The sequence below is a fragment of the Stenotrophomonas sp. CCNWLW57 genome, assembly GCF_037203925.1.
In the GTDB taxonomy this organism is placed as follows: domain Bacteria; phylum Pseudomonadota; class Gammaproteobacteria; order Xanthomonadales; family Xanthomonadaceae; genus Stenotrophomonas; species Stenotrophomonas rhizophila_A.
In genome coordinates this window covers 34,921-60,936 of sequence record NZ_JBBCBJ010000001.1, presented here as the reverse complement: position 1 = coordinate 60,936, position 26,016 = coordinate 34,921, and the positions used below count along the sequence as shown (strand labels likewise).

The window sequence follows — 26,016 nt, the reverse complement described above, 5'->3', positions numbered from 1 at the left end:
AGTTGGCGGCCGCGCGGCTCACTCCGAGCGCCGCATCCAATGCGGTGTGGGTGGTCCAGATCCCACCTTTCCCGTCGTACTGGTGCGGGCTTGCAGAGCTGCTGAAGGTCTTCGAACTGGAGGACGGGGCCGATCAAGCTGTCGTCTCCTCAGTACGACATTGGTACATTCCCCATATTCCAAAACGTCGGGAAGGTGCAACATGCTTTGTAGGGAGTGCGAGTTGATTAAGGCAAGTCCGGACAGGGACTGGCCCTACCAGGAGATGCATGGCCGGGATGTCGGCCGAAATCCCATCGGCAAGGTGATGACCCCGCTGATGTGCGGCGAGTGCCGGAGTGATTGGATTAGGACACTGTATACCTCGACCGGTGACGTGCACTGGATGCTGATCAAGGAGGGCGAGTGACCGATTCGCACTAATCACGCGGCTGACTCAACCAGCAAATTGACGGGATCTAAGTTGGCCTCGGCCAAGGCGCACAGCGGCGGCGGGCTGACGCTGTTGCCGACCATGCGGACGGCTGCGCTAGTGCTGAGCGGAGTTCCGTTGGCCGTGCGGTCGATGACGTAGCCGGCCGGGAAGCCCGGCGCGCGATACAGCTCATGTGGCTTGAGCATGCGCAGGCCGATGTCCACGATCACGTACGGCGTGCCCTTGATCACCACTGTGACCAGCGCCAGCCGGTCCTTCGTGGTGACGGTGTCAACCGGGTCGGCCAGGCTGGGATCATTTGCGCCGGTGCCGTAGTACTTCACCAGGAACGCGGCTACCCGCAGTGCGCCTTCCTGATGTTCGGGCGAGAGCTCTGCCAGTTCGGCCTCGGCGACCGCGTGCTCGCCGTTGCTGCTTGCAGTCGCGGTGCCTACAGGCATGCCGGCGGGCTTGCTCCCGGCGCCCCAGCGTAGAGCACCGCCAGGGCGGCCCTCGCCGTGGGCAGCTTGGACCATGAACGCGCTGGACAGTCCCAATGCATGAGCGGCGCCAGCCGGACGCGCCCCGCCGGCACCCGAGGTGATCGTCGGCAGAGACGGCCGAGCGGAGAGCAGAGGAAGTGACCGACATGTTCCTCGGTCGTCTCCAGAAAGAGAATCAAGAGGGTTTTGCGCAAGCGGTTGATCCAGGGTTCCAGCACGCGCTCTACACGGCTCAGAAGGAGCACGCGCGTACTGGAGACGATGATCTAGCAAGTCTGCTCGTCGACCTGTTGGTGGATCGCACGCGTCACCCAAGTCGCGACATTATGCAGATTGTACTGGATGAGTCACTAAATACCGCGCCAAAGCTGACGGAAGGTCAGTTGGCAGTTCTTTCAGTCGTCTTTGCATTCAGGTATACGCAAAATTCATCGATTAACTGCATTGATTCGTTTGCGGAGAGCTTTGACCGGATCTTGAAGCCCTTTGCTGCACTTGTGAAGAAGAATCAAGCTTGGTGCCAGCACTTGGAGTTCACTGGGTGCGGCGCTATTGCGTTGGGGCAGCGCCGGCTCGCGGAGCTTCTCGGCATGTCCTACCAAGTACTGTTTCTTAAAGGGATTGATCTTTCCGACGTGGAATCGCAGGGCCTGGCGCGCTATATTGAGAAGGGGCTTATCATTAGGTGTCTTAATGAGCCCGAAAAGTACCAAGTTGGTGTGCTGAGTAAGGCTGGGTTAGAGCCGGCCTTCGTAAGGTGGGGGGTGTCGCTGGAGGACCAGCCTAAGATCACGGCGATGTTCGATCAGAACAAAATGACCGAGCAGGAAATTAGGGAGACGTGTGTCGGTCGTCTAGGTTACATGGCGCACGTTTTTGATGTATGGGACGACTCCCCTATGAAGAGCTTTACGCTCACTAGCGTTGGCATCGCCATCGCGCACGCGAACATCAAGAGCTTGCAGGAGAGTTTGCTGACCTCAGCTTCTGGATTAACTAAGCGGAGCGGTCGGTCGGTAAGGGTTGAGGCTGTGGTCGCTGTGGCTCTATGGAAGGTCTGTTTTTTTGTGGAGGACGCCGCCATTCCCGAGTCTAGGAAAGAGGCTCTGTAGTGATAGCAGGGGTACTCTTTGCGGGGCCGGGAGCGCGATCAAAAGATGGCTTGATCGAGATCGATCCGAGGGCGGCGCACGTAAGTTGTCTGGCGGAACTCCTGAAAATCTATAACCTGGCCGAGCTCCATCAATGGTTTCACACGGCAGACTCCTGAAATCAATAAGACCGCGAGCCCTTGTGGTGCCTGCTGCTGGCGCTGAACTTTTAATCTTCTGCTCAACCCTTGGATCAGACCTAGTTGAATCGCCCAGGGTTAAAGTTCACTGCTTCGCGGCCGCTATAAACCATCGATCGGCAAGGCTGTGCGTGACCTACAGGGGGGAGGAGGGATGAAGAGTTCTTGGATAGGCATCGGCGGCGTGGCGCTCACCGTTGCGACGATGGTATTGACCTTGGTGCTCTGGCTTGTCGACAGGCAGTCAAATGAAATGCGGGTGGAAGTAGTCTCAAAAGCGAGCCTGGCACCGGTCGTGCCTGAAGGTGTCGTAAGCAAAGTGTCCATCCTCATCAATGGCGCTGAGGTGAAGAGCCCTTCCTATGTGGTGTTGGACTTTTCAAACACCGGCACTACACCAGTTCTCGCGAGCAGCTTCGAGCGTGACGTTGTTCTCAGCGCCGTCGGAGCAAGGATCGAGTCGGTCCAAATACTCAAGACACGTCCCACATCCTTGGATCCTCAGGTCTCCGTGCAAGATGGGAAGGTGCACGTGGCTCCGCTTCTCTTGAATCCTTCGGATAGCTTTCGTTTGGGTTTGTTGACGGCCGGGCACCTGCCGAAATTGGACGTGTCTGGCCGAGTTGCTGGGGTCGCTGATATTTCGGTTGTTGATGTGGCTACCTCAGCCGAGCCGCCCCGATACTTCAGACGAACAATCGGCTTTCTCTTGCTTGGCTTTTACTCAATAAGTTTAATTCAAAGTTTTACGCACGGGCCTCCATTCTTACGACTTGGCATACGCCGACTCTTGGGCGAGCAGCGCTACATCCGTCCGAGCATCGTGGCCACATTCGGTGTGGTTGCCTATATAGGCGGCTTCCTGCTACTGACCGAGAAAGAGCTGATGGGGTGGTTCTCTGAGCATCCGGTGCTATCCATCGTTGCATTGTTTGCACTAATCCTGGCGACGTTCGCCGCATGCCGAGTATTTGTCTTTGAGCCCGTTGCGAACACCGGCTCAACGTCCCGTCCGCGTATTAAGCGCATTGACGCGGCGCGCGAAAAGTCGTGATACAGAGGCGACGCAGTTCTCGGGAGGTTCATACAGAGGCAGAGGGAGGGGGCAAGAAGTGGTTGAAAAAGGGCGTGAGGGTCACCCTATCAAGCGATAACTTGCTGATCGGTATAGGTACGGATTGTAACGTTCCGTAGGTGCCCGAGTCGGATAAAAGCCGTCCAAATCAGCAACATACCCGGGTGTAGTGCGATGCCTGGGGGGCAGGTGCGTCAAAGGCCGATAGGCAATGGACTGAAGACGAGTGCCCTACTGATCGCTTCGTGAAAGGATTTTCAAAGTTCCTTGGTTGTGATAAATCAAGGCTCGAAGCGAGGTCACTCTTGTTCGGCTGCTTCTGGCCGACCGACGCGTCGGTCTTGCTATTCGCTGACAGGGAGGTGTGAGATGGCGCAGGGTACGAGAAGTGATGATGACGGGGCGGGAGAGAGGCTGTGGGTCGAAGTCGCTAGTTCGGTTGCCGATCACCTGCGTGAGCGTGCAGCCAACCCGCTGACAGGAGCTATCGCGACCTTTGCAATTATTTGGAACTACAAATTATTCTTGGTGCTTCTCTCGTTTGAGCCGGTCAGGATAAAACTATCGATAATCGGTAGTCTCTACGGAAGTGGTCTTTCTTCAGTGTTGGCTGTAATGGTGCCTATTGTATTGGGCGGGGCGTATGTATTCATTTATTCGACGCCAGCGGCGCTCGCGGCAAATCATGTGGAACGCCATCGCAGAATGTTGGAGGACTCGAAGCGCCAGTTGGACAATCTGAAGCTAATAACACGACAAGAGGCCCAGACACTTAAGGAGCAGTTCTACGAGTCTGAGTTGGAGTTTAATCGAAGGCTGCATATGGAGAGAGAGCAGCTGCACGCTGTGCGTGATCAGCTCAGGCTGGCAGTGGATAGATCGGAGGCTGCTGAGCGCGAGCTGCAGTATGTGCGCGCTGCCCTCGATGGGGACCTTTTACAGTCACAATCAGTTGAGCTGGCAGAACTTAGGATGAAGCTAGCCCTTGCCGAGGCGAAGGTGCAGGAGCTTGCAGGCGGTACAACTGACGGGGCGCTGCCATTCGAGACTTCCTCGCAGAAAGGGATCCGATATACCCTGTTTGTGCTGGCGCGTCACCCTGCAGGCCTGACCAAGGCTCAAATTGGTGAGAAGACTGGATTTGCTGAGAGTTTTGTAGAGCACATAATCGGTGAGCTTTTTGATGGAAGATGGATTAAGAGCTTAGATCCTGACGACTTTACAGAGGGTTGGGAGCTGAATTATGCGATTACACGTGCGGGTACCGCCCATGCTCTGGAATTGGGTTGGGATGGCACCTAGCTCTGAAGTGAGAGAAGGTAATTGGGGTCCTAGAAAAATTCGTGGAGATTGGAGCTCCTGTAAGCCGATCGTCCTTGGGATGACGCGACCAAGGCGTGATTCAGCAGACGTCTGGCCCATACATGCCGAAGAAGCCCGGCTAGGTATGGACGTGTCTTCCCCCTCTTAAGGCCGCGGCATCACCCTCCGTAATTCCGTAACTTCCGGCTATGGGGTGCTTGACCTCTCGCATGCTGCCTCCGTACTTCGATGTGACCTAAGCGGCCGCCGCTTATGGACTTAGGCTTAGACTTTTAATCTTTTGGTCGATGGTTCGAATCCATCACGGCCCACCAATTGCATCAACGACTTAGGCGCCCGATGGGCGCCTTTTTTGTGACTGTAGTCCTGAGGAGGCGGCGTGATGTTCTCATTTGGTCAACTCCAGATCAGACACCTCTCGACAGTGCAGGTTGGCGAGGACTAGAGGCGGGACATGGGACACAGTCCCGCCCTGCATCAACCGGCTTGAGATGGATATTCAGCCGGCTGTGGTTTCGCCAGTCCGTCTCTACAGGAACACGTAGCCAATGAGAAAGTCCAAGGAACCGGTCGGGACATTTTCACAATTCGGATAGAACGTGTCGAAGTGGCGCAGCTTCCTGTCAAATACGTACTTGCATCGATAGATGGGCTTCGTATCAGGAAGCGGGACATCGCTGATGTACCCGATCATGCCGAAGGTGGTGAGGAACTGCCCTTCGCAGTTCGGATCCGGTGACGTGAAGTACGCCTCGGTGTACCCCCAGAGCGCGCAGGCGTAGAGGGGTTTTGAGTTGGAGAAGGGCGCGCCTGAAATGAAACCCAGAGAGCCTTCGGCTCGCCAGCCAAACTGGTCCCAGTTGTCCGGGAAAAAGTGAAGCGTCGCATGTCGCTCCGCCCTGCCGTTGTAAAGCCTGGTGATCTCCCTCAGGCTTGCCCCGTCAGGCAGGGAAAGGGTGCCTGCCATAATTCCCGCAGCGGGCACGTGTAGACCCTGGTTGTTGGGAGCCTGGAGATCATCTCCTTGACTGGCCGATGCGGTCGTAGATGTGATGCCGACACCGGCGAGCAGAGTTGCGAGGGCCAAAAAGGACCTTGTCATGAATCATCCTGTTGGTTTGCGGGATCCGTTCCCGCGCCAGAATCGTAGGTAGTCGATTTCGTGCTCCGAATGACCGGGTTCGCAGATTCGTCTCGGACGCCATCAAATAAGTCGCCGATGTACAAAAACGGAAGCCGGCGCACGGTGCGGAAGTGAGCTTAAACACTGTTTGGGGTGAAGCACCAGAAGCGAAATAATGCTGGTCGCGACATCTTGCGCAAGGTCATCGAACATTCTCCGGAAGCGATGCGGTCCAGGCATCAGCGGAATGTTCCAGCAGCCTTCCATCGATAGCGAAGATCGAGAAGTGGTCGCTCAATTCGTTTGTGGATCAGGTTGCCGGAGAGGCACGCAACGAAGACGGTGAAGAGCAGGAAAAAACCATGATTGAGCCAATGCGCCGAAGGTAGGAAGTGGCCCCACATTCGACCGATGGCGGATATAACGAAGATGTGGGACAGGTACAGGGAATAGGAGGCATCTCCCAGCTCGATGAGCAGTCGGTTCGGGCGGTGGCCAGACGTCTCGAGCAATGCCGATCCAGCGATCAGCAATGCACTTCCCAGGCCTAGATGGATCACGCGCCGCAATGGGGCGTTGAACTCGGAATCCGATGGGGGTAACAGCGCAGCCGCCAACAACAACACGCCGAGACCGGTAATGAACAATAGAGATCCGAATCGAGGCGGAATGCGGCGCCAGTGCAGCCCCGTCAGTACACCTGCCAGGAACTCAAACGTCAGAGGGCTGAAGACGACCGATGCCGTTGGCGCTCCTTCATCAAATCCCTGCCAATAGCCGAATCCGACGAGACTTCCCCATGCCATGGCGAAGAGGCTTAGTCGTTGCCGGGTTCCATAGGCGAGCGCCAGCGCAAGCGAGAAGACCAGGTAGAAGTAGGCTTCATGAACAAGCGTCCACCCCACCGCCAGCACCGGCAGCTGTTGGTGTGGGATCAAGAGATACGAAGCAGCGATGCTCTGGTCGGCGTAGGAGCTGTTCACCATGGCGGGGGCGACCGACATCAGCAACACCACCAGTGTGGTGAACATCCAGTACAGGGGGACTACGCGCCACGCCCGCTGCGTCAGGAAGTCGCGCGCCGCGCTTGGTCCGGACCCTTTGCCCCGGGAGATGCTGGCCATCACGAATCCGGAGAGCACGAAGAAGAGATCGACGCCCGCGTCGGCGTTTCGGCCCAGCCAGTCGAGCAGCGCATGACCTTCCAGGTAGCGGAGTTCCACGAAGCGAAGATGAAAGATGAGTACTGCCACCGCGGCGATGGCACGCAACGCCTGCAGCGATTCGAAGCGCTCGCCCGCAAGGGTGACAGTTTGGCTCTTTGACTTCACGTGCGTGCCTGAGCCGGTAATGAGACGCAGGCGGCGGGGCGGGCCGGTTCTGACCGGAAGCAGTTCAAAAGCATGTTCCCTGGTATCGCGTCAGCACATCGCTAGGACGCGATTTTCCGCAGTCGATTCGGACGCTGGGAACAGACCCTGACGCTTCCGACGTGGCCACGCGCTCGAAGAGCGACGGAGAGCACGATATCGAACGTCAGTGGACGCATCTGGGAGTTATCCAGTTTTATTTGCTGCGTGAATGCCGCCCTTGATTCGAATGTCGCTTCCCTGAATGGCGAGGCTTGAGCGGCCGGGTAAGTAGCAGCGCGCAGTACGACAACGCCGGCCGGATTTTCTACACTGGTGTGAACTTCCGGTTCTGACGCTGGGGCAGGTGTGATGATGGGGTCTGCCGCCGAAGGCGCTTGGGCTGGTTGCGGCATGAATCCAGCCACGCAGGGCGTGGCTCTACTACACTTGTTGCATCCCGGTAGCTCCCGGGCGCTGACATGTGCTCTCCAGTGAAGATTCTCCTGACAGGAAGTTCAGGCCGGGTAGGTCGCGCCATCTTTGGCGCCCTGGCCGCCCGCCACGAGGTGGTGGGCATTGACCGGAGCCCCTTTGCGACCACGCGTCACGTGGCCGATTTCACCGATACCCGGATGCTGGCCAAAGCCCTGCAAGGCGTGGATGCGGTCATCCATGCCGCTGCGTTGCACGCGCCGCATGTGGGCCTTTTCAGCGACAGCGAATTCCAGCGCATCAACGTGGAAGGCACCCGCACGCTGGCGATGCTGGCGCGCGAGGCGGGCGTGCGGCGGCTGGTGTTCACCAGCACCACCGCGCTGTACGGGCACGCCATCGTGCCGGGGCGTTGCACCTGGGTGGATGAGCAGACCACGCCCCAGCCCCGCACCGTTTACCACCGCTCCAAGCTGGCCGCCGAACAGTGGCTGGAAGAGGCCGCTGGCCCCGACCTTGATGTGCGCGTGATCCGGATGTCGCGCTGCTTCCCGGAGCCGCCGGAACGCATGATGCTGTACCGGTTGCATCGCGGCATCGATGTGCGAGACGTGGCGGACGCCCATGTGGCTGCGCTGACCAACGACGGCCCGGCGTTCCAGCGTTACCTGGTCAGTGGCTGGACGCCGTTCCAGCGGGAGGATTGCGAGGCGCTGGTGACGCACCCGCGTGACGTTCTGGCCCAGCGGTGCCCGCAATGGCTGGCCGAGTACGACCGTCGCGGCTGGTCACTGCCGGTGGTGGATCGCATCCACGACGCGCACGCCGCCAGTGTCGGCTTGCAATGGCGCAGCTGGCGCGGGCCTGAAACGATCCTGGAGCAGTTGGCGGTGGGCAGTATCGAAGTCCTGCCCGATACCGCCCGCGTCGATGACTGCACCATTGAATAGCGTACTTACACGCCGCCTGAGCGCGGCATGGCGCAGACTAGGTAGATTGAGCAGCAGGCGCTGTGGAGGTGCCATGAACCGTTTTGTCCTGATCGGCCTGGGCGCACTGGCGCTGGCGGCCTGCAAACCCACGCCGACCGATACGACGGCTGCCCCCACCGCGCCTGCTACGAGCGAGGCCGCGGCCGAATCGCCGAAGCCGGCACCAGTGCCAGCCGCGCTGCCGGCGGCGGGCTCCGAGGGCCCGTCGTTCGATTGCGCCAAGGCCGGCTCGGATGCGGAGAAGACCGTATGCGGTGACGCACGGTTGTCCGCATTGGATCGGGAGCTGGCCGGGCTGTACAAGGCGGCGCAGACCGGTCCGGGCGAGCTTGACGTGGCCGCTGAACAGCGCGGCTGGATCAAGGGCCGCGATGCCTGCTGGCAGGCGGTGGACGCCAACCGCTGCCTGCTTGAGTCGTACCAGACCCGCATCGTCGAGCTCCGGCTGGCCGCGGCCACTGGGCCGGGACCGGCCGCGACGCAGTATCAATGCGATGACGCCAGCAAGCCGCTCTCGGTGGTGTTCTACAACGAGCTTGACCCGCAGGTTGCCGTCATTCGGTTGGGCCGTGACCAGGCCATCGCGTTTGCGGCACCGTCAGCCAGTGGCAGCCGTTACACCCGCGAGGGCGTGGAGTTCTGGGAACACCAGGGCGAGGCCACGCTGGAGTTCTACGGCACGCGCCTGAGTTGCAAGGCGGCGGGCAGGTAAAGTGAAGTGGGTGCCGGCACAGGCCGGCACCAACACACCGCTCAGCGTACGCGGCGGTAGCGCACTTCGTTCTGACGATCGCCCACTTCGGTGGTGACGAAGCCATCGCGGCTCTGGTTGATGTCGAACACGCTGCTGCCCACGTTGAGCTGGCCGCCATTGACCCAGCCCGACAGGTTCTGTCCGCTGGCCTGTGCCGACATCCGGCCATCGGCTTCGATGCGCATGCGGATGTCGGTGTTGTACATCGGGTTGTAGCCCTCGAACTCGCCCACCATCCACTGCGGCACGTACGAGGTATGACGCGCGCCCTGGTAGTTGTCGTCGTTGTAGCGCTCGTCCTGCTTGTTCGCGTTGTGCACCAGCGCGCCCAGGATTGCCGCACCGACCAGCACGCCGGCCGCCACCTTCGCATCATGGTTGTCGTCGTCGCGGTCATGGTGGCGATCATCGCCGCGCACCCGGAACGAGGCGCGGCAGCCGTCGTCTACCCACACATTGCGGCGGTCATAATCCCAGCTGCGCCCCTGGCGGCAATCTGCGCCGGACAACTTGCGGTCCAGCGTGACATAGCCGGCGTAGGGCAAAGGACAGGACTGGTAGCGGTTATCGCGGCTTTCGCAGGTGACAAAGTCATCCGCGCGCACGTCGGTCAGCGTGGCCAGCAGCAGCAGGGGCGTGCCAAGCAGCAATCGGGTCTGCATGATCAGGATTCCGGCAAGGGAGGTTCACTTGCCGAACGATGCGCAGGGCTTGATGAAATCCTGATGAAAGCAGGGCGCGGCCAGCGCGCCCTGTCGGCTTCCGGGCTCAGGCCGCCCGATCCACATCCTGGTCGCCGAAGCAGGCGCGGATCGCATCCAGCAGCTCGCTCATCGAATAAGGCTTGGGCAGGAAATGAATGCCCGGCGCCAGTTGCGGGGTGACCCGGTCCGGCTGCAGGCCGGAGGTGACCAGTACCGGCAGGCTGGGCTGGTGCTGGCGGATGCGGTGGGCAGCTTCAATGCCGCTCAGCCCGCCGAGGCAGACGTCGGTGAATACGAGGTCGAAGCGCTCGCCGGCCTGCAGCAGGCCCAAGGCGGCTTCGGCCGAGCTGACGGCGGCCACGTCGCAGGCCTGGCTTTCCAGCGCCATGCGGCTCAGTTCACGGGTGTCTTCGGTGTCTTCGATCAACAGCACGCGCGGTGCAACATGGCGCTTGGACAACAGCATGACGCGGGTTCCCCTGCAGGGTTTGGGTGGAAAGGCGCGGCAGTATGGGCAGCAGAAGGTGAGGGGATCGTGCAAAAACCGTCAGCCGAACGTTGTTCTGTTGTGCGCGGGTCAGGTAGGCCACGGTACAGTCGAGATCTGACCCCGAATGGAGCCAAATCGATGCAATGCCCCGTATGTACGACCCAAGCGCTGGTGATGTCCGAGCGCCAGGGCATCGAAATCGATTACTGCCCGCAATGCCGGGGCGTGTGGCTGGACCGTGGTGAGCTGGACAAGATCATCGAGCGCTCGGCCGGTGCGGCCGCGCCCCCCCCGGTGCGTGCCGCCGCGCCGCCTCCGCCGCCGCAGCAGGTCCACCCGCAGGTGCAGCACCGCGACACCCGCCACCTTGGCCAGCAGCACTATGGGGATGGCCAGGGCTACCGCAAGAAGAAGAAAGAAAGCTTCCTGTCCGACCTGTTCGATTTCTGATCGTCCACGCGATCCGTGTGCCGGTCCTGCTCAGGGCCGGCGCAGGATGAATTCGAGGTCGCGGCTTTCGCCCACCGGGAATTCGTAGCTGCCTACCTGCACACAGCCGTAGCGCGCGTAGAAGCGCTGCGCGCCGAAGTTCTCCGACCACACGCCCACCCACAGCGTGCGGCGCCGGGGCTGGTCCAGCCAGTCCAGCAAGGCCTCCATCAGCCGTGCGCCGTGGCCGCCACCTTGGTGGCTGGCGTGCACGTACAGCCGCTTCAGTTCGATATCACCTTCCGTCGCCAGTGCATGGGCCAGACTGTTCGGCCCGGCCGCGAGGTAGCCGATGGCCTGCTCGCCATCGAACAGCAGCCACGCGGCGCTGAGCGGGTTTTCCAGCTCACGACGCTGGGGTGCGGGTGAGTAGTGCGCGTCGAGGAAGTCGCGCAGGTCCTGCGGCGGATACGAGTCGCCGAAGGTCTCTGTGTAGGTGGCCATGGCCAATGCAGAGAGCAGCTCTGCATCGGCAGTCGTTGCACGGCGGATCTGCAGTGCCATCAGAACCAGACCCGTACGCCGGCCACCCAGCGGGTGTCACGGGTGTGCTCGCCCGCTGCCTGGTGGTAATCGGCCGTGTCACCGAACAGGCGCTCGTGGCTGACACCGATGTACGGGGCGAAGCGGCGGCTGAACTCGTAGCGCAGGCGCAACCCGGCCTCGACCTTGTTCAGGCCCGCACCCATGCCGTGCTCGGGCTCGTCCCTGGCGGCGAGCGTGGCCTCCACCAGTGGCTGCAGAATCAGGCGGTTGGTGAGCAGCAGCTCGTACTCGACCTCCACCGTGGCAGCCAGTTGTCCGCCTTCGCCGACATACGCCGTCGCCGAGGTTTCAAACTTGTACGGAGCCAGACCCTGGATGCCGAACGCGGCCCAGGTGCGCGAATCCGTGGGGCGGAAATCCTGCTTCACGCCGACCAGCACGTCCCACCACGCCGACACGCTGCGCCCGTACAGCACTTCGAGATCGGACGACTCCGTGCGCCCGCCGCTGCGTTCGCCTTCGCTGCGTACCCATAGGCGGTTGATGTTGCCGCCGACCCAGCCGCCGGCTTCCCAGGCCTGGCCGGTGCCGTGCTGGCCATCCCAGTGTTCCAGCCGATTGATCAGCAGCAGGCTGTGCACATTCGGTGCGTGCTCCATCGCATCATGGTTGATGGGTGGGAAGGCGGCCGCTCGGTCGGCGTCGGTGACTTCGGGAATGGGTTCGCGCGGAGCAACCGGCGCGGTGCCATGGCCCATCGCGGCGTGATCCATCGTCGAGTGATCCATCTGCGGGTGGTCGACGCCGCCGTGATCCATGGTCGATTGGTCCATCGCTGAATGATCCATATTCGAGTGGTCCATCTTCGAGTGGTCCATCTTCGAATGGTCGGCCGCGGCCGGTGCAGCCGCGGGTGCTGCATCGGTGTGTGCGTGCGCATGCGACTGCGCCCACGCCGGCCCGGCGATGGCGCTTAGAAGGGCAACGGTGAGCATCTTCATTCTTCGATCCTCACTTCGCGCATCATCCCAGCTTCCATGTGGTACAGCAGGTGGCAGTGGTAGGCCCAGCGGCCCAGCGCATCGGCGCGCACGCGGTAGCTGCGGCGCGTGCCCGGCGGCATGTCGATGGTGTGCTTGCGCACCTGGAATTCGCCATCGGCGTTTTCCAGGTCGCTCCACACCCCGTGCAGGTGGATGGGGTGCTGCATCATGGTGTCGTTGACCAGCACGATGCGCATGCGCTCGCCGTAGTTCAGGCGCAGCGGTTCGGCGCTGGCGAACGGAATGCCATCGAACGACCAGCTGAATTTTTCCATGTGGCCGGTGAGGTGCAGTTCGACCTCGCGCGACGGCTCGCGCCCATCGGGATCCTCGAACAGACTACGCATCGCGCCATAGGTGAGTACCTGGCGGCCGTTGTCGCGCAGGCCGATGCCCGGGTCGTCGAGCTTGGGCCCGGTGGCCGCGCTCTGCATGTCGACCAGCGGGTTGCCGGTCTCGCTCGGCGCGTGGCGCGGTGCCTTGCCGGCGCTGCCATGGCCGCCGTGCCCCATGTTGGCGCCGCAGCCGCCTTCCATGCCTTTCATGTCATGGCCGGCCATGCTGGCGCCATGGCCCATGTCATGCCCCATGTCGCTCATGGTCAGCAGCGGGCGTGGGTCGCGCGCGGGGATCGGCGCCTGCAGCCCGTGGCGCACGGCCAGGGTGCCGGCGGCGTAGCCCGTGCGGCCCATGTCCTGGCAGAAGATGGTGAACGCATCCTGGCCAGTGGGCTCGACGATCACATCGAACGTTTCCGCCGGTGCGATGCGGAATTCATCGATGCTCACCGGGTGGATGTACTGCCCGTCGGCGGCGACCACGGTCATCTTCAGGCCGGGAATGCGCACGTCGAAGTAGGTCATCGAGCCGCCGTTGATGAAGCGCAGCAGCACCTTTTCGCCGCTGCGGAACAGCCCGGTCCAGTTGCCGGCCGGGGCGGTGCCGTTGAGCAGGTAGGTGTAGGTGTGGGCATTGATGTCGGAGATGTCGGTGGGGGTCATCCGCATCCTTCCCCACATGCCGCGGTCGGCCGTGGCCGCGCTCCAGCCATCGCGGCGCACGTCGCGCAGGAAATCGGGCAGCGTGCGCTTGTAGTAGTTGTCGTGCTCGGCGAGCTTCTTCATGCGCCGGAACAGCGCGCCGGGGTCCATGTCGGTCCAGTCCGACAGCAGGATCACGTGCTCGCGGTCGAACCGGTAAGGGGCCGGCTGCAGCGGGTCGATGATAAGCGCGCCGTACAGGCCGGCCTGTTCCTGGAACATGGAATGGCTGTGGTACCAGTAGGTGCCGGACTGCTTGAGATTGAACCGGTACTGGTAGGCCTCGCCCGGGGCGATGCCGTTGAAGCTCAGGCCGGGCACGCCGTCCATGTTGGCCGGCAGCAGGATGCCGTGCCAGTGGATTGAGGTGGGGTGGCCCTGCAGGGCGTTGGCCACGCGCACGTTGACGGTGTCGCCTTCGCGCCAGCGCAGGATCGGTGCGGGCAGGCTGCCGTTGACGGTGATCGCCGGGCGGGTGCGGCCGGTGAAGTTGGCCAGTGATTCGCCGATGCTCAGCTGGAACTGCTGGCCGCTGAGCACCTGCGGGGCGGTAGCCACGCGGGGGCCGGCGTTGGCCACGGCGCGCGCGGGCATGGCGCCTGCCAGGCCGGCAACCACGCCGCCGGCGGCCAGGCCCTGCACGAACAGGCGTCGCGACGGTACGGGCGGGGCGCCCGCGCCGGGGGAAGAGGGGTGTGACATTGCAACTCCGAATCGGATCCGAGGGGCACGCGCAGGTGCCGGCAGGACGCGCGTGCGTCAGCACGGCATCGCGTTACGCAGGCGTTCGTGGCGAACGCGGGCTCAGGCGATGGGAGGGCGGGTGATGCGGTCCAGCGGCGGGCTGGGCAGGGACGGATGAGCAACGCGCAGCAGCACCGGCGAGGGCGGTGGCGGCACCGGGATCCAGGCGATCTGCACGGTCAGGCTGGGCTGCTGGGCGCAGTTGCGCAGGCAGTCCTTTATCCTGCAGTGCTCGCTGTCGTCCGGTGCCTGGGCCGGTGGTTCGGCCGGGGCACCGTGCAGGGCGACATGCTCCTGGCCATGGCAGGGCGGCGCAGGTGCGTCTTCGGCAGCGGCGGGCGTGGCCATCGCCAGCATCATGGGGCCGGCCATGGCCGCGTTCAGCCCGTTGAGCAACAGGCTGAGCATCAATACCACTCGCAGGAGCAGGCCACCGGCGGACATGGGCGCCACCATAACGCCAAAGCGCCCCCCACGCACCCGTGCCTGAACGGCAGGTTCAACGTTGGACGTGGGTCTGGCTGGGCGCGCGCGCATCAGCCTTCTTCGCGGACGATCTCCACCAGCCGCTCGCCGTAGCGGGACAGCTTGGTGCCACCTATGCCGCCTACGCGGCCCAGCGCGTCGATGCTGGTGGGGCGCTGTTCGGCGATGTTGCGCAGGGTGCTGTCGTGGAAGATCACGAAGGCCGGCACGTTCTGCTCGCGCGCCAGTTCGGCACGCAGGCCGCGCAGGGCGTTGAACAGGGCCAGGTCCTGCGGCAGCACCGACAGGCCGGTGCGCTGGCCGCCGCGCTCGCGTTCGCGGGTCCTGGGGCTTTCGCGGCGCATCATTACCTTGCGCTCGCCCTTGAGCACCTGGCGGCTGCCGTCGGTCAGGCGCAGGCCGCCGTAGGCGTCGCTGTCCACTTCCAGCAGGCCGGCGGCCACCAGCTGGCGGAACACGCTCCGCCAGGTGCGGGCATCAAGATCCTTGCCGATGCCGTAGGTGCTCAGTTCGGTATGGCCGAACTGGCGGATCTTGTCGTTCTCGCCGCCGCGCAGGATGTCGATCAGGTGGCCCACGCCGAACCGCTGGCCACTGCGGTACACGCAGCTCAGCGCCTTCTGCGCGGCCACGCTGGCATCCCAGGCATCGGGTGGCTGCAGGCAGTTGTCGCAGTTGCCGCACGGCTGCGGATAGGTTTCGCCGAACCCGGCCAGCAGCACCTGACGGCGGCACTGCATGGATTCGCAGTAGCCCAGCAGGTGGTCGAGCTTGGAGCGTTCCAGCGCCTTGCGCTCTTCGCCCGCCTCGGACTGCTCGATCATCTGCTTGAGCAGTACCACGTCGCCCAGGCCATAGCAGAGCCAGGCTTCGGCCGGTTCGCTGTCGCGGCCGGCACGGCCGGTTTCCTGGTAATAGCCTTCCATCGACTTTGGCAGGTCGGTATGCGCCACGAAGCGCACGTCGGGCTTGTCGATGCCCATGCCGAAGGCGATGGTGGCGCACATCACGATGCCGTCTTCGCGCAGGAAGCGGCGCTGGTTGGCCGCGCGCACCTCGGCCGGCAGGCCGGCGTGGTAGGGCAGGGCGTTCATGCCCTCCTTGCACAGGAACTCGGCGGTTTCCTCGACCTTGCGCCGCGACATGCAGTAGACGATGCCCGCTTCATCGCGGTGGCCGCGCAGGAAATCCAGCAGCTGGCGCCTGGCGTTGTCCTTCTGCACCACGGTGTAGCGGATGTTGGGGCGGTCGAAGGAGCTGACGAAGTGCTGGGCATTGGTCAGGTCCAGCCGCTCGGCGATCTCGCGCTGGGTCGGCGGGTCGGCGGTGGCGGTCAGCGCGATGCGCGGCACGTCCGGCCAGCGCTCGTGCAGAACGGTCAGCTGGCGGTATTCAGGCCGGAAATCGTGGCCCCACTGCGAGACGCAATGGGCTTCGTCGATGGCGAACAGGGCAATGCGACTGCGCGCCAGCAGGGACAGGAAACGGCCGGTGAGCAGCCGCTCGGGCGCGACGTACAGCAGTTCCAGCTCGCCGGCGGCCAGTTCGCGCTCGACCCGGGCGGCGGTTTCGCCATCCAGGGTCGAATTCAGGTATTCGGCGCGCACGCCCAGCTGGCGCAGGGCTTCCACCTGGTCCTGCATCAGCGCGATCAGTGGCGAGATGACGATGCCGGTGCCCTCGCGCAGCAGGGAAGGCACCTGGTAGCACAGCGACTTGCCGCCGCCGGTGGGCATCAGCACAAGCGCGTCATTACCGGCCGCGACATGCTCGACGATCGCCTGCTGCGGACCGCGGAAATCGTCGTAACCAAAGATGCGGTGCAGCAGTTCGTGCGCGGGGCGGGAAGACATCGCCCTAGTTTACAGGGCTGAGCGACCCAAGGCGGGTCATCCAATTCCGGATCTGAACGTAGGCGAGAGACCATCCGGCCAAGGAGCCCCCCTTGAGTCAAGGGGGGCGCGCCGACAGGCGCGGGGCTGTGGCCGGCGACTTGTGCAGGGTCCAAGGTTCCGCGAAGCGGAACCTTGGAAATCCCGCAGGGGCAAAGCCCCAGAGGGATTACTGCAGGAGCGAGCGGAGCATCCAGGCGTACTTCTCGTGGGTCTGCAGGCGCTGGGTCATCAGGTCTTCGGTCGGGGCGTCGTCGGCGTCGTCGGCCACGTCCAGCACCTTGCGGGCGGTCCGGCACACGGCCTCGTTGGCGGCGACCAACTGGCGTACCATTTCACGCCAGTCGGCGCTGTCGGTCAGGCCCGGTTCCTCGGCGATCGAGGTCAGGGCGGCGAACTCGCGGTAGGAGCCCGGCGCGTTGAAGCCCAGGGCGCGGATGCGTTCAGCCACGTCGTCCAGGGCCGCCCACTGTTCGGTGTACTGGGTCTCGAACATCAGGTGCAGCGAGTTGAACATCGAGCCCGTCACGTTCCAATGGAAGTTGTGGGTCTTCAGGTAGAGCGTGAACGCGTCTGCCTGGAAGGCCGACAGGCCCTCGGCAATCTTCTTGCGATCCGCTTCCTTGATCCCGATATCAATGTTCGGGGCCGAGGGCGCCGCTGCTGCCAGCTTCAGTTTGGCGCCCTGGGGCTTGGCGGCCTTGGGTTTGGCCGGGGTCTTGGTCTTCGCCATGGGGGAAATCCTCGTGTTGGATGGGATGGCCTTCACAATAAGTCAGACTAACCTTCAGTTGTACTCATAAGTTCTAAACGATCCGATTGATGACCGCTATCAAACAACCCGATGCTTCGTCCCTGTCTTCGCAGCAGGCCGCCATTGACGGGGCCATGAGCCGTGATCGCGGTCGTCTGCTCGGCATGCTCTCGCGCTGGCGGGCCAAACCGGCCGATGCCGGCGTGGCGGCGGCATTCCAGCAGGCCCTGCACGCTTCGGTGCAGCGGCGCCAGGCGCGGGCGCTCAACCAGCCGTCGATCAGTCTGGACGACAGCCTGCCGATCGCGCGTGAAGCCGAGCGCATCACGGCGCTGATCCGCGAACACCAGGTCGTGGTCATCGCGGGTGAAACCGGGTCGGGCAAGACCACCCAGCTGCCCAAGCTGTGCCTGGCCGCCGGGCGCGGCGTGGCCGGCATGATCGGCTGCACCCAGCCGCGACGGATTGCCGCACGTGCGGTGGCCACCCGCGTGGCGCAGGAGCTGCACTCCGAGCTGGGCACTACGGTCGGCTACCAGGTGCGCTTCACCGACCGGGTCGGCGACGATACCCGCATCAAGTTCATGACCGACGGCATCCTGCTGGCCGAAATCAGCAGCGACCGCTGGCTGTCGCAGTACGACACGATCATCGTCGACGAGGCGCACGAACGCAGCCTCAACATCGATTTCCTGCTCGGCTACCTCAAGCAGCTGCTGCGCAAGCGCCCGGACCTCAAGCTGATCGTCACCTCGGCGACGATTGATACCTCCCGCTTCGCCCAGCACTTCGACGATGCGCCGGTGATCAGCGTGGAAGGCCGCACGTTCCCGGTGGAAGTACGCTACCGCCCGCTGGAAGGCGAGGGCGGTGGCGATGAGGACGGCGGCCGCGATGGCGAACGCACCGTCAACGATGCGGTGGTGGCGGCGGTGGATGAGATCACCCGGCTCGACCCGCGCGGTGACATCCTGCTGTTCTTCCCGGGTGAACGCGAAATCCGCGACGCGCACCAGGCGCTGGAACGGCGTAAATACCGCGAAACCGAAGTGCTGCCGCTGTACGCGCGGCTGTCGGTGAAGGACCAGGACGCGGTGTTCAATCCGGGCAGCAAGCGCCGCATCGTGCTGGCCACCAACGTGGCCGAGACCTCGCTCACGGTGCCGCGCATCCGCTACGTGATCGATCCGGGCCTGGCCCGGGTCAAGCGCTACAGCCCGCGCCAGAAGCTGGACCGGCTGCATATCGAGGCGGTTTCGCAGGCCAGCGCCAACCAGCGCAAAGGCCGTTGCGGTCGCGTCTCCGCAGGCATCTGCTACCGGCTTTACTCCGAAGCGGATTTCCAGTCGCGCGCCGAGTTCACCGATCCGGAAATCCGCCGCTCCAGCCTGTCCGGAGTGATCCTGCGCATGCTCCAGCTGGGGCTGGGCCGGATCGAGGATTTCCCGTTCCTGGAAGCCCCCGACGAGCGCGCCATTGCCGATGGCTGGCAGCAGCTCGGCGAGTTGGGCGCGATCGACAACGACCGCCGGCTCACCCCGATCGGCCGCCAGATGGCGCGCCTGCCGGTGGATGTGAAGCTGGCCCGCATGCTGGTCGCCGCGCACGCGCAGGGCTGCCTGCGCCCGATGCTGGTCATTGCGTCGTTCCTGGGCATCCAGGATCCGCGCGAACGCCCACCCGAAGCGCGTGCCGCGGCTGACAACGCACACGCGCTGTTTGCCGATGGGCGCTCTGAATTCGTCGGCGTGCTGCGCCTGTGGGAAGGCTATCGCCAGGCCCACGAAGATCTTACCCAATCCAAGCTGCGCGGTTGGTGCGATCGCCATTTCCTCGGCTTCCTGCGCATGCGCGAATGGCGCGAGCTGCACCGCCAGCTGCGTGTGCTTTGCGAAGAGCTGGGCTGGAGCGAGGAGCCGGTGGACAATGCGATGGCGCCGTTGCTGGCCGGTTCGTCGGCCCCTGCGCCCGTTCGCGATGATGCCGGGAGGGCCAAGGCCACCCGTGGCCAGCAGCATCGTGCCGCCCGTCTGGCCCGCGAGGGCAAGGTCGAACCGCCAGCTGCCACGGTTGTGCCCGCCGCCCCCGCAGCGGCCGTAGAGGCCCGCAATGCCTTCAGCGAGCGCGTGCGTGCCGCGGCCTACCAGACCCTGCACCGTGCACTGATCGCCGGCCTGCCGACCCAGATCGGCCATCGCAGCGACAAGGGCGATTTTCTGGCCCCGCGCCAGCGCCGCTTCCTGCCCTTCCCCGGCTCGGTGATGGCCAAGCGGCCGCCGCCATGGCTGCTGGCCGCCACCCTGCTGGATACGCAGAAGGTATGGGGCCTGACCAATGCGGCGATCGAACCGGACTGGGTGATCGCCGAACTGCCGCACCTGCTGCTGCGCAAGCACTTTGATCCGCACTGGTCGCGTGCGCAGGGCCAAGTTCTGGCCTCGGAGCAGATCAGCCTGTTCGGGCTGGTGCTGGCACCGAAGAAGCCGGTGCACTACGGCCGCATCGCCCCGGGCGAGGCGCACGACATCTTCGTGCGCCAGGCGCTGGTCACCGGCGAGATCAACACCCGCGCCAGTGTCATCGCCGACAACCTCAAGGTGCTGGAGCAGGCGCGCGAAGAAGAAGCCAAGCTGCGCCGCGCCGGCATCGTGGCCGATGAAGGCTGGCAGGCGCGCTGGTACCTGGACCGGATTCCGGCCGAGATCCATTCGGCCACCGGTCTGGATACCTGGTGGAAGGCGCTGGCCCCGGAGAAGAAGCGCGCGCTGGCGTGGACGCTGGCCGACCTGCTGCCGGGCGAGGGCAGCGATGCCGAGCGCTACCCGACCTACCTGCCGCTGGGCGATGCGCGGCTGGCGCTGCACTACCGCTTCGAACCGGGAAGCGACGAAGACGGCGTCAGCCTGGATGTGCCGTTGCACCTGCTCAACGCGTTGGATCCGGCACGTCTGTCGTGGCTGGCGCCGGGATTCGTGGCCGACAAGGCCTCCGCGCTGATCCGCAGCCTGCCCAAGGCCATGCGCCGCAACTACGTGCCGGCGCCGGACTTCGGGCGCGCCTTCGCCGAGGCGTTCCCCGCGCCGAGCGCCGACGACCTGCGTGGCGAACTGGCCCGGTTCCTGTCGCGCGCGACAGGCGCGCAGGTGGCGGCCATCGATTTCGATGAAAGCGCGCTCGACCCGCACCTGCGCATGAACCTGCGCCTGCACGATGCGCAGGGCAGGTTGCTGGCCGCCTCGCGCGACCTGGAGGCGCTGCGCGCCCGCTTCGGCGCGCAGGCCGGCGATGCATTCGCCGCACGCGCTGGCCGTGCGTTGGCAGCCGAAGGACTGCGTGATTTCCCGGTGGCGCCGATTCCGCTGCAGGTACCCGGTGAAGCCGGCGTGCCGGCGTATCCGGCGCTGGTGGATGCCGGTGAATCCGCCTCACTGCGCATTTTCGCCGACCGCAACGAAGCATTGGAGCAGCATCCGCGTGGCGTACGCCGGCTGATGGATATCGCGCTGGCCGACAAGGCCAAGCAGGCCCGCAAGCAGCTGCCGGTGCCGCCCAAGACCGGCCTGCTGTATGCCTCGATCGAATCGCAGGAACGCCTGCGCGGTGACCTGGCGGATGCGGCGCTGAATGCCGTGCTGGCCGACGGCCTGGGCGAGATCCGCGACCCGGCGGCCTTTGCCAAGCGGCGCGATGCCGCCGGCCGCGACCTGTTCGGCGAGGCGATGGCGCGGCTGAAGCTGGCGGAAAACATCCTGGCGCACGTGGCCGAACTCAAGCCGCTGCTGGAAGCACCGCTGATGGGCTGGGCGCGCGGCAACCTGGATGACCTGGAACAGCAGCTGGCGGCGCTGGTCCATCCCGGGTTCCTGCGTGAGACGCCTGCTGAAGCACTGGCGCAGTATCCGCGCTACCTGCGCGCGATGATCCTGCGCAGCGAACGGGCCAAGCGCGATCCGCCGCGTGACCAGGCGCGGATGCTGGAACTGCGGCCGTTCCTGGATGCCCTGGAAGAGGCGCAGGCGCGCGGCCTGCGCGACCGCACGCAGTGGCAGGCGCTGCGCTGGGACCTGGAAGAATTGCGGGTGTCGCTGTTCGCGCAGGAACTGGGGGCCAGGACCGGCATTTCGGCCAAGAAACTGGCCCAGCGGGTGGCGGCGCTGCGCCAGGCGTGAACGGGCATGTCCCGCGCGGCAACCGCGCGGGACATGCGGGTCACTTGATTCGCTGGACCTTGGCGCGGGTGTTGGTGCCCTTGACCTGCAGGTACCAGGCGCCCATCACGCCCGGCGCAATCGACACTTCAGGATCGGTGCGGCGCACACCCGAGAGCGTGGTGTCGTCGGTCTGCTCCCATTCCTGGTTGTTGGCCAGCACGTAACGGCGCCCCTTGCCGAAGCCACGGAACTCGCCCTGCAGCGTGCTCACGATCGGCTCCTTGCTGCCGAAGTCGAAGAAGCCGCGGTTCTTCACGATCACTTCCTGGCGGCCTTCCTCGCGTGCTTCTTCGCGCACCTGTTCGCGCACCTGCTCACGCACGTCAGCGCTGACCGCGGCCACCTTGCCCTGCAGCCAGCCGTTGAGGGCGGCCAGTTCGGCGGGGCTCAACTTGTCCAGGCCAGCTGCCTTGAATTCGGCCGGGGACATCTGCTGCTGCAGGTCGCCTTCGACCACGCGCTGGGCGAGGGCGGGCCCGGCCATGGCCAGCAGGACGGCCGCAGCGGCCAACACTCTAAGACGGGAAAAACGCATGGCAGCTCTCCAGGAATGCACGATGGAACCGGTTCTGATTGTCCGGCAACGATACCAGCGCTAGTGTAGGGCTCTCTATCTTGTCTGCATGATGCTGTGAACCGCGCTTCTGTCCCCGGCCTGGATGGCTTGTTGAACCGACCCTCGGCGGCTTCGCTGTCCCCCGCAGTGCGCGAGGCGCTGCTGCAGCGCTGGCAGGCCAACGATGCCGACCACGCCCAGTCTGCCCCCTGGCCGGTGCTGGCCGATACCCTGGATGCGCTGGCCCTGCTGTCGGCCGACGACAGCGCCCTGCTGGCGGCCCTGTTGTTCGACCTGCCGTGGCTGCGTGCCGGGCTGGACGCACTTCCGCTGGGCAGCCACAAAACGGCCGTGTTCGGCCTGCTCGAGGGCCTGGACGCGGCCGACCAGGTCTGGGCGCTGCACGCCGGGCGCGATGCCGGGCGCAACAGCGAAGGCCTGCGCCGCCTGCTGCTGTCGATCATCCAGGACCTGCGGGTGGTGCCGATCCTGCTGGCCCGGCAGCTGGCGCGGATGCGCGCGGCCGATCGCCTGCCCGAGGAAGAGCGCCGCGCGCTGGCCCAACTGACCCGCGATATCCATGCGCCGCTGGCCAATCGGCTCGGCATCTGGCAGCTGAAGTGGGAACTGGAAGATCTGGCGTTCCGGCACCTGGAGCCGGAGACTTACCGCCGCATTGCACGTGAAGTGGACGAAACACGGCTGGCGCGCGAACGCTATGTCGAGTCGGTCAAGAAGGTGCTGTCGCGCGAGCTGCTGGCGCAGGGCATCGAGGCCGAGGTCAGCGGGCGCCCGAAGCACATCTACAGCATCTGGCGGAAGATGCAGAAAAAGCGGCTCGCCTACGAGCAGCTCTACGACATCCGCGCGGTGCGGGTGATGGTCAAGGACGTGGCGGCCTGCTACGCCGCGCTGGGCGTGGTGCACTCGCTGTGGGCACCGGTGCCGAGCGAGTTCGATGACTACATCGCCCGGCCCAAGGCCAATGACTATCGCTCCCTGCACACCGCCGTGGTGGGGCCGGAAGGGCGCACCATCGAAGTACAGATCCGCAGCCACGACATGCACGCCCAGGCCGAGCTCGGCGTGGCCGCACACTGGCGCTACAAGGAAGGCAGCAAGGGCGCGGAAAAGGCGTTCGACCGCAAGATCACCTGGATGCGCCAGCTGCTGGAGCAGTCGCAGGAAGGTCATGGCGGGGAGCTGGCGGGTGCGCTGGACGCCGAGCTGACCGAGGACCGGGTCTATGCGCTGAGTCCGAAGGACGAGGTGATGGACCTGCCGCAGGGCGCCACGCCGCTGGATTTCGCGTACCACGTGCACACCATGGTCGGCCACCGCTGCCGTGGTGCGAAGGTCAATGGGCGCATCGTGCCGCTCACCTACCGCCTGCGCAGTGGAGACCGGGTCGAAATCCTCACCGGCAAGGAAGCCGACCCGCGCCGGGACTGGCTGCTGGCCTCCAACGGTTACCTCGCAAGCAACCGCTCGCGCGAGAAGGTGCGCGGCTGGTTCCACAAGCTGGACCGGGCGCGCAACGTGCAGGCCGGGCGCGACCTGCTCGACCGCGAACTGAAGCGGCTCGGGCTGGCGCAGGCGGACCTGGCCGTGGCGGCGAAGAAGTTCCATGCCGACAGCGTCGATGACCTGTACATCCAGGTGGCGCTGGGCGACACCGGCCCGCACCAGGTCAGCCGGGCACTGCTCGAAGCCGAACGTGCCGCCACGCAGCCGGCGGTGCCCGCGTTGCCACGGCCCACCGCGCGCCGCGACAGCCTGGGCAAGTCCAAGTTCACCGTACAGGGCGTGGGCAACCTCCTGGTGCAGCTGGCGCGCTGCTGCCAGCCGGTGGCCGGCGAGCCCATCGTCGGTTACCTGACCCGTACCCGCGGGGTCACCGTGCACCGCACCGACTGTGCCGCATTGGCGCGGCTGTCCGCCGCCAGCCCGCAGCGCATCCTGCCGGTCGAATGGGGCCAGGCAGGCGGAGGCTACGAGGTTGACGTGGTGGTCGACGCGGTGGATCGCCGCTGGCTGCTCAAGGACATCACCAACCTGATCGCGCAGGAGGATGCGTACGTGCTGGACATCCACAGCGACAACGTCCGCAACAGCGGCCGTGCGCACCTGCGCCTGCGCCTGAAAGTGAGCGATTACGGCCAGCTTTCGACACTGTTGGGGAAGCTGGATGCCTTGCCCGGCGTCAGCGACGCGCGGCGTCTGGGCTGACCTCACGTGACTCACGCTACGCTCACGGAATGAGCCGCCATCCCGACCATGAGGACGCCGCGCATGCCGCCCTGCGCCGCGTGCGCCGCGAAGGCCGCTGGTGGTGGGTGCAGGCCTGGCAGTCGCGGCGCATCTGGCGCTGGGCGCTGCTGGTGGCGGTGGTGGTGTTCGTACTGCTGGTCGCGTTCGGGGGCCCCTTGGCCAACTGGTTCTGGAATGAGCCGCAGGTGGAGCAGCTGCTGGACAGGGGCGACCGTGCGCTGGCCGCGGGCCGCCTGAGCGCAGCCGATGGCAGCGGCGCGCGTGAGTGGTACCAGGCGGCGCTGGCGCTGGACAGCGATCGTCCGCAGGCCCGCGCCGGCCTGGCGCGTACGGGCCAGGCCGCGCTGGCGCAGGCCGCTGCCGCCCTCGATGCCGGCGATGCGGCAACCGCGCAACGCGCGCTGGCCCTGGCCCGCGAACTGCAGGTGCCGCAGCGCGATGCCGATGCCGTGGCGCGCCGGCTGCGCGACCACCAGCAGGAGGGGGCCGGTATCGGCGCGCTGTTGGGCCGGGCAGAAGCGGCGTTGCAGGCGCAACGCCTGGATGGCACCGATGACAGCGCCCTGCCGCTGTTCCAGATGGTACTGGCGCGCGCGCCCAACCACCTGCGCGCACTGGAAGGGCGCGAGGATGCGCTTTCAGACCTGCTGCAGCAGGCACGCGACGCGGCGGCGCGGGGAGATGTGGCCGCAGCGGCGGAACAGGTGCGCAGAGCGCGCGGCTTCGACCCCGGTCATGTCGATCTTCCGGCCAGCGAAGCGGCGCTGAACGCTGCGCTTGAAGCCCGCTTGAACGAAGCACAGCGGTTGCTGCGCAGGCAGCGCTGGCAGGCGGCAGGCGAGGCGTTCCAGAGTGTGCTGGCGACGCGGCCGGACGATACCGCAGCGCAGCAGGGACAGCAGCGGGCGATCGAGGCGCTGCTGGCCTCGGCCGCCCGCTTGGCGGCGGACTTCCGCTTTGATCTGGCGGGGCAGGCGCTGGCGTCGGCAGAGGCATTGGGAGCCAATGGACGCCAACTGGACACCGCCCGCCAGGCCATCACCCAAGCCCGCCAGGCCGAACGCGCCCTGACCTCGCCCCCTGCGCCGAATGCCCGAGGCAAACGGGAGGTGGTTGCGTTGCTGCGGCGCTTTGATGAAGCCCAGGCCCGCGGCGATTTCCTCTCGCCTCCTGGGCGAAGCGCTTACGATGCATTGCGCGAAGCGCAGGCCATGGCACCGCGGGACCCGCGCGTGCGCGCTGCCACGCAACGCCTGATCCCCGATACGGGCGCCTGTTTCGAGGACCATCTGCGCGGCAACCGGGTACAGGCCGCCAGCGCCTGCCTGGAAGCGTGGCAGACCCTGTCGCCCGGCGATGCGGCGCTGACCCCGGCACGCCAGCGGCTGGCACAGCGCTGGCTGGCGATCGGCAGTGAACGGCTGGGCCAGGGAGATGTCGAATTCGCGACGCTGGCGCTGCAGATGGCGTCACGCTGGGGCGCAGGCTCCAGCGCCGCCGAGTTCCAGTCACTGCAGGCGCGGCTACGGGACATCGGCGCCCAGCGCTGAGAGCCGCCAACGGGCTCGGCTATAGTATTGGTCCTTCATT

The 26,016-nt window shown here is 64.9% G+C and carries 21 protein-coding genes; 9 read left to right on the top strand and 12 right to left on the bottom strand.

Features of this window, described 5'->3' with window-relative positions:
- Positions 1-423 precede the first annotated feature (423 nt).
- Positions 424-876: a hypothetical protein gene (locus V9K91_RS00245; RefSeq protein ID WP_336442501.1), complete on the bottom strand. Its 453-nt coding sequence runs from the start codon at positions 874-876 to the stop codon at positions 424-426.
- A gap of 188 nt (positions 877-1,064) precedes the next feature.
- Here V9K91_RS00245 and V9K91_RS00240 point away from each other — a divergent pair, with 188 nt between their 5' ends.
- From V9K91_RS00240 to V9K91_RS00230, 3 genes are all read left to right on the top strand, one after another.
- Positions 1,065-2,030 (top strand): LPO_1073/Vpar_1526 family protein, encoded by a 966-nt coding sequence (locus tag V9K91_RS00240; protein ID WP_336442788.1) that lies wholly within the window; start codon positions 1,065-1,067, stop codon positions 2,028-2,030.
- A 333-nt stretch (positions 2,031-2,363) separates the two neighbouring features.
- Positions 2,364-3,263: a hypothetical protein gene (locus V9K91_RS00235; protein WP_336442500.1), complete on the top strand. Its 900-nt coding sequence runs from the start codon at positions 2,364-2,366 to the stop codon at positions 3,261-3,263.
- Between the two features lie 390 nt (positions 3,264-3,653).
- Complete coding sequence (locus tag V9K91_RS00230; protein ID WP_336442499.1) at positions 3,654-4,586, top strand: hypothetical protein; 933 nt, start codon at positions 3,654-3,656, stop codon at positions 4,584-4,586.
- Between the two features lie 550 nt (positions 4,587-5,136).
- Here V9K91_RS00230 and V9K91_RS00225 read toward each other — a convergent pair.
- Together V9K91_RS00225 and V9K91_RS00220 are read right to left on the bottom strand one after the other, a co-directional pair.
- On the bottom strand, positions 5,137-5,709 hold the full coding sequence (locus V9K91_RS00225) for a hypothetical protein (RefSeq protein ID WP_141236287.1): 573 nt from the start codon (positions 5,707-5,709) through the stop codon (positions 5,137-5,139).
- Between the two features lie 260 nt (positions 5,710-5,969).
- On the bottom strand, positions 5,970-7,061 hold the full coding sequence (locus tag V9K91_RS00220) for an acyltransferase (RefSeq protein WP_176472694.1): 1,092 nt from the start codon (positions 7,059-7,061) through the stop codon (positions 5,970-5,972).
- A gap of 512 nt (positions 7,062-7,573) precedes the next feature.
- On the opposite strand from V9K91_RS00220, the gene V9K91_RS00215 reads away from it, so the two are divergent.
- Positions 7,574-8,464 carry an NAD(P)-dependent oxidoreductase gene (locus tag V9K91_RS00215; protein WP_249832967.1) on the top strand — a complete coding sequence of 297 codons (891 nt, stop codon included), beginning with the start codon at positions 7,574-7,576 and terminating at the stop codon, positions 8,462-8,464.
- Positions 8,465-8,537: 73 nt separating this feature from the next.
- Positions 8,538-9,218 (top strand): MliC family protein, encoded by a 681-nt coding sequence (locus V9K91_RS00210; protein WP_249832966.1) that lies wholly within the window; start codon positions 8,538-8,540, stop codon positions 9,216-9,218.
- A 41-nt stretch (positions 9,219-9,259) separates the two neighbouring features.
- On the opposite strand, the gene V9K91_RS00205 is transcribed toward V9K91_RS00210, so the two are convergent.
- Together V9K91_RS00205 and V9K91_RS00200 are read right to left on the bottom strand one after the other, a co-directional pair.
- Complete coding sequence (locus tag V9K91_RS00205; protein WP_249832965.1) at positions 9,260-9,922, bottom strand: DUF3011 domain-containing protein; 663 nt, start codon at positions 9,920-9,922, stop codon at positions 9,260-9,262.
- Positions 9,923-10,028: 106 nt separating this feature from the next.
- The gene (locus V9K91_RS00200) at positions 10,029-10,430 is read right to left on the bottom strand and encodes a response regulator (RefSeq protein WP_068853740.1); all 402 of its coding nucleotides are present in this window, start codon (positions 10,428-10,430) and stop codon (positions 10,029-10,031) included.
- A 162-nt stretch (positions 10,431-10,592) separates the two neighbouring features.
- Between V9K91_RS00200 and V9K91_RS00195 the strand changes: the two genes are divergently transcribed.
- Positions 10,593-10,904 carry a zf-TFIIB domain-containing protein gene (locus V9K91_RS00195; RefSeq protein WP_336442498.1) on the top strand — a complete coding sequence of 104 codons (312 nt, stop codon included), beginning with the start codon at positions 10,593-10,595 and terminating at the stop codon, positions 10,902-10,904.
- A gap of 30 nt (positions 10,905-10,934) precedes the next feature.
- On the opposite strand, the gene V9K91_RS00190 is transcribed toward V9K91_RS00195, so the two are convergent.
- The 6 genes from V9K91_RS00190 to V9K91_RS00165 all read right to left on the bottom strand — a co-directional run bounded on the left by V9K91_RS00190 (position 10,935) and on the right by V9K91_RS00165 (position 17,367).
- The gene (locus V9K91_RS00190; RefSeq protein ID WP_336442497.1) at positions 10,935-11,447 is read right to left on the bottom strand and encodes a GNAT family N-acetyltransferase; all 513 of its coding nucleotides are present in this window, start codon (positions 11,445-11,447) and stop codon (positions 10,935-10,937) included.
- A complete protein-coding gene (locus V9K91_RS00185) occupies positions 11,447-12,430 on the bottom strand; it encodes a copper resistance protein B (RefSeq protein ID WP_336442496.1) in 984 nt (327 codons plus the stop codon). Before V9K91_RS00185 ends, V9K91_RS00190 begins: the two co-directional genes overlap by 1 nt.
- Positions 12,427-14,214 carry a copper resistance system multicopper oxidase gene (locus V9K91_RS00180; protein WP_336442495.1) on the bottom strand — a complete coding sequence of 596 codons (1,788 nt, stop codon included), beginning with the start codon at positions 14,212-14,214 and terminating at the stop codon, positions 12,427-12,429. Before V9K91_RS00180 ends, V9K91_RS00185 begins: the two co-directional genes overlap by 4 nt.
- Positions 14,215-14,316: 102 nt before the next feature.
- A complete protein-coding gene (locus V9K91_RS00175) occupies positions 14,317-14,700 on the bottom strand; it encodes a CopL family metal-binding regulatory protein (RefSeq protein ID WP_336442494.1) in 384 nt (127 codons plus the stop codon).
- A 92-nt stretch (positions 14,701-14,792) separates the two neighbouring features.
- Positions 14,793-16,595, bottom strand: coding sequence for a DNA helicase RecQ (recQ, locus tag V9K91_RS00170; protein WP_217538404.1), 1,803 nt, complete (start codon positions 16,593-16,595; stop codon positions 14,793-14,795).
- Positions 16,596-16,803: 208 nt separating this feature from the next.
- Entirely contained in the window at positions 16,804-17,367 is a 564-nt protein-coding gene (locus tag V9K91_RS00165; protein WP_068853733.1) for a Dps family protein, read from the bottom strand.
- A gap of 89 nt (positions 17,368-17,456) precedes the next feature.
- Here V9K91_RS00165 and hrpA point away from each other — a divergent pair, with 89 nt between their 5' ends.
- A complete protein-coding gene (hrpA, locus tag V9K91_RS00160; protein WP_336442493.1) occupies positions 17,457-21,557 on the top strand; it encodes an ATP-dependent RNA helicase HrpA in 4,101 nt (1,366 codons plus the stop codon).
- A 40-nt stretch (positions 21,558-21,597) separates the two neighbouring features.
- Here hrpA and V9K91_RS00155 read toward each other — a convergent pair whose 3' ends face one another.
- Complete coding sequence (locus V9K91_RS00155; RefSeq protein WP_068853731.1) at positions 21,598-22,134, bottom strand: hypothetical protein; 537 nt, start codon at positions 22,132-22,134, stop codon at positions 21,598-21,600.
- 96 nt (positions 22,135-22,230) lie between these two features.
- On the opposite strand from V9K91_RS00155, the gene V9K91_RS00150 reads away from it, so the two are divergent.
- Together V9K91_RS00150 and V9K91_RS00145 are read left to right on the top strand one after the other, a co-directional pair.
- Positions 22,231-24,384, top strand: coding sequence for a bifunctional (p)ppGpp synthetase/guanosine-3',5'-bis(diphosphate) 3'-pyrophosphohydrolase (locus V9K91_RS00150; protein ID WP_068853730.1), 2,154 nt, complete (start codon positions 22,231-22,233; stop codon positions 24,382-24,384).
- Positions 24,385-24,413: 29 nt separating this feature from the next.
- A complete protein-coding gene (locus V9K91_RS00145) occupies positions 24,414-25,976 on the top strand; it encodes a hypothetical protein (protein WP_336442492.1) in 1,563 nt (520 codons plus the stop codon).
- The last annotated feature ends 40 nt before the right edge of the window (positions 25,977-26,016 follow it).

What these genes read in the sequence shown, in the direction of transcription:
- V9K91_RS00245 (WP_336442501.1), bottom strand. Translation starts at nt 876, where the DNA reads ATGCCTGTAGGCACCGCGACTGCAAGCAGCAACGGCGAGCACGCGGTC.
- V9K91_RS00240 (WP_336442788.1), top strand. Translation starts at nt 1,065, where the DNA reads ATGTTCCTCGGTCGTCTCCAGAAAGAGAATCAAGAGGGTTTTGCGCAA.
- V9K91_RS00235 (WP_336442500.1), top strand. Translation starts at nt 2,364, where the DNA reads ATGAAGAGTTCTTGGATAGGCATCGGCGGCGTGGCGCTCACCGTTGCG.
- V9K91_RS00230 (WP_336442499.1), top strand. Translation starts at nt 3,654, where the DNA reads ATGGCGCAGGGTACGAGAAGTGATGATGACGGGGCGGGAGAGAGGCTG.
- V9K91_RS00225 (WP_141236287.1), bottom strand. Translation starts at nt 5,709, where the DNA reads ATGACAAGGTCCTTTTTGGCCCTCGCAACTCTGCTCGCCGGTGTCGGC.
- V9K91_RS00210 (WP_249832966.1), top strand. Translation starts at nt 8,538, where the DNA reads ATGAACCGTTTTGTCCTGATCGGCCTGGGCGCACTGGCGCTGGCGGCC.
- V9K91_RS00205 (WP_249832965.1), bottom strand. Translation starts at nt 9,922, where the DNA reads ATGCAGACCCGATTGCTGCTTGGCACGCCCCTGCTGCTGCTGGCCACG.
- V9K91_RS00200 (WP_068853740.1), bottom strand. Translation starts at nt 10,430, where the DNA reads ATGCTGTTGTCCAAGCGCCATGTTGCACCGCGCGTGCTGTTGATCGAA.
- V9K91_RS00195 (WP_336442498.1), top strand. Translation starts at nt 10,593, where the DNA reads ATGCAATGCCCCGTATGTACGACCCAAGCGCTGGTGATGTCCGAGCGC.
- V9K91_RS00190 (WP_336442497.1), bottom strand. Translation starts at nt 11,447, where the DNA reads ATGGCACTGCAGATCCGCCGTGCAACGACTGCCGATGCAGAGCTGCTC.
- V9K91_RS00185 (WP_336442496.1), bottom strand. Translation starts at nt 12,430, where the DNA reads ATGAAGATGCTCACCGTTGCCCTTCTAAGCGCCATCGCCGGGCCGGCG.
- V9K91_RS00180 (WP_336442495.1), bottom strand. Translation starts at nt 14,214, where the DNA reads ATGTCACACCCCTCTTCCCCCGGCGCGGGCGCCCCGCCCGTACCGTCG.
- V9K91_RS00175 (WP_336442494.1), bottom strand. Translation starts at nt 14,700, where the DNA reads ATGTCCGCCGGTGGCCTGCTCCTGCGAGTGGTATTGATGCTCAGCCTG.
- recQ (WP_217538404.1), bottom strand. Translation starts at nt 16,595, where the DNA reads ATGTCTTCCCGCCCCGCGCACGAACTGCTGCACCGCATCTTTGGTTAC.
- V9K91_RS00165 (WP_068853733.1), bottom strand. Translation starts at nt 17,367, where the DNA reads ATGGCGAAGACCAAGACCCCGGCCAAACCCAAGGCCGCCAAGCCCCAG.
- hrpA (WP_336442493.1), top strand. Translation starts at nt 17,457, where the DNA reads ATGACCGCTATCAAACAACCCGATGCTTCGTCCCTGTCTTCGCAGCAG.
- V9K91_RS00155 (WP_068853731.1), bottom strand. Translation starts at nt 22,134, where the DNA reads ATGCGTTTTTCCCGTCTTAGAGTGTTGGCCGCTGCGGCCGTCCTGCTG.
- V9K91_RS00145 (WP_336442492.1), top strand. Translation starts at nt 24,414, where the DNA reads ATGAGCCGCCATCCCGACCATGAGGACGCCGCGCATGCCGCCCTGCGC.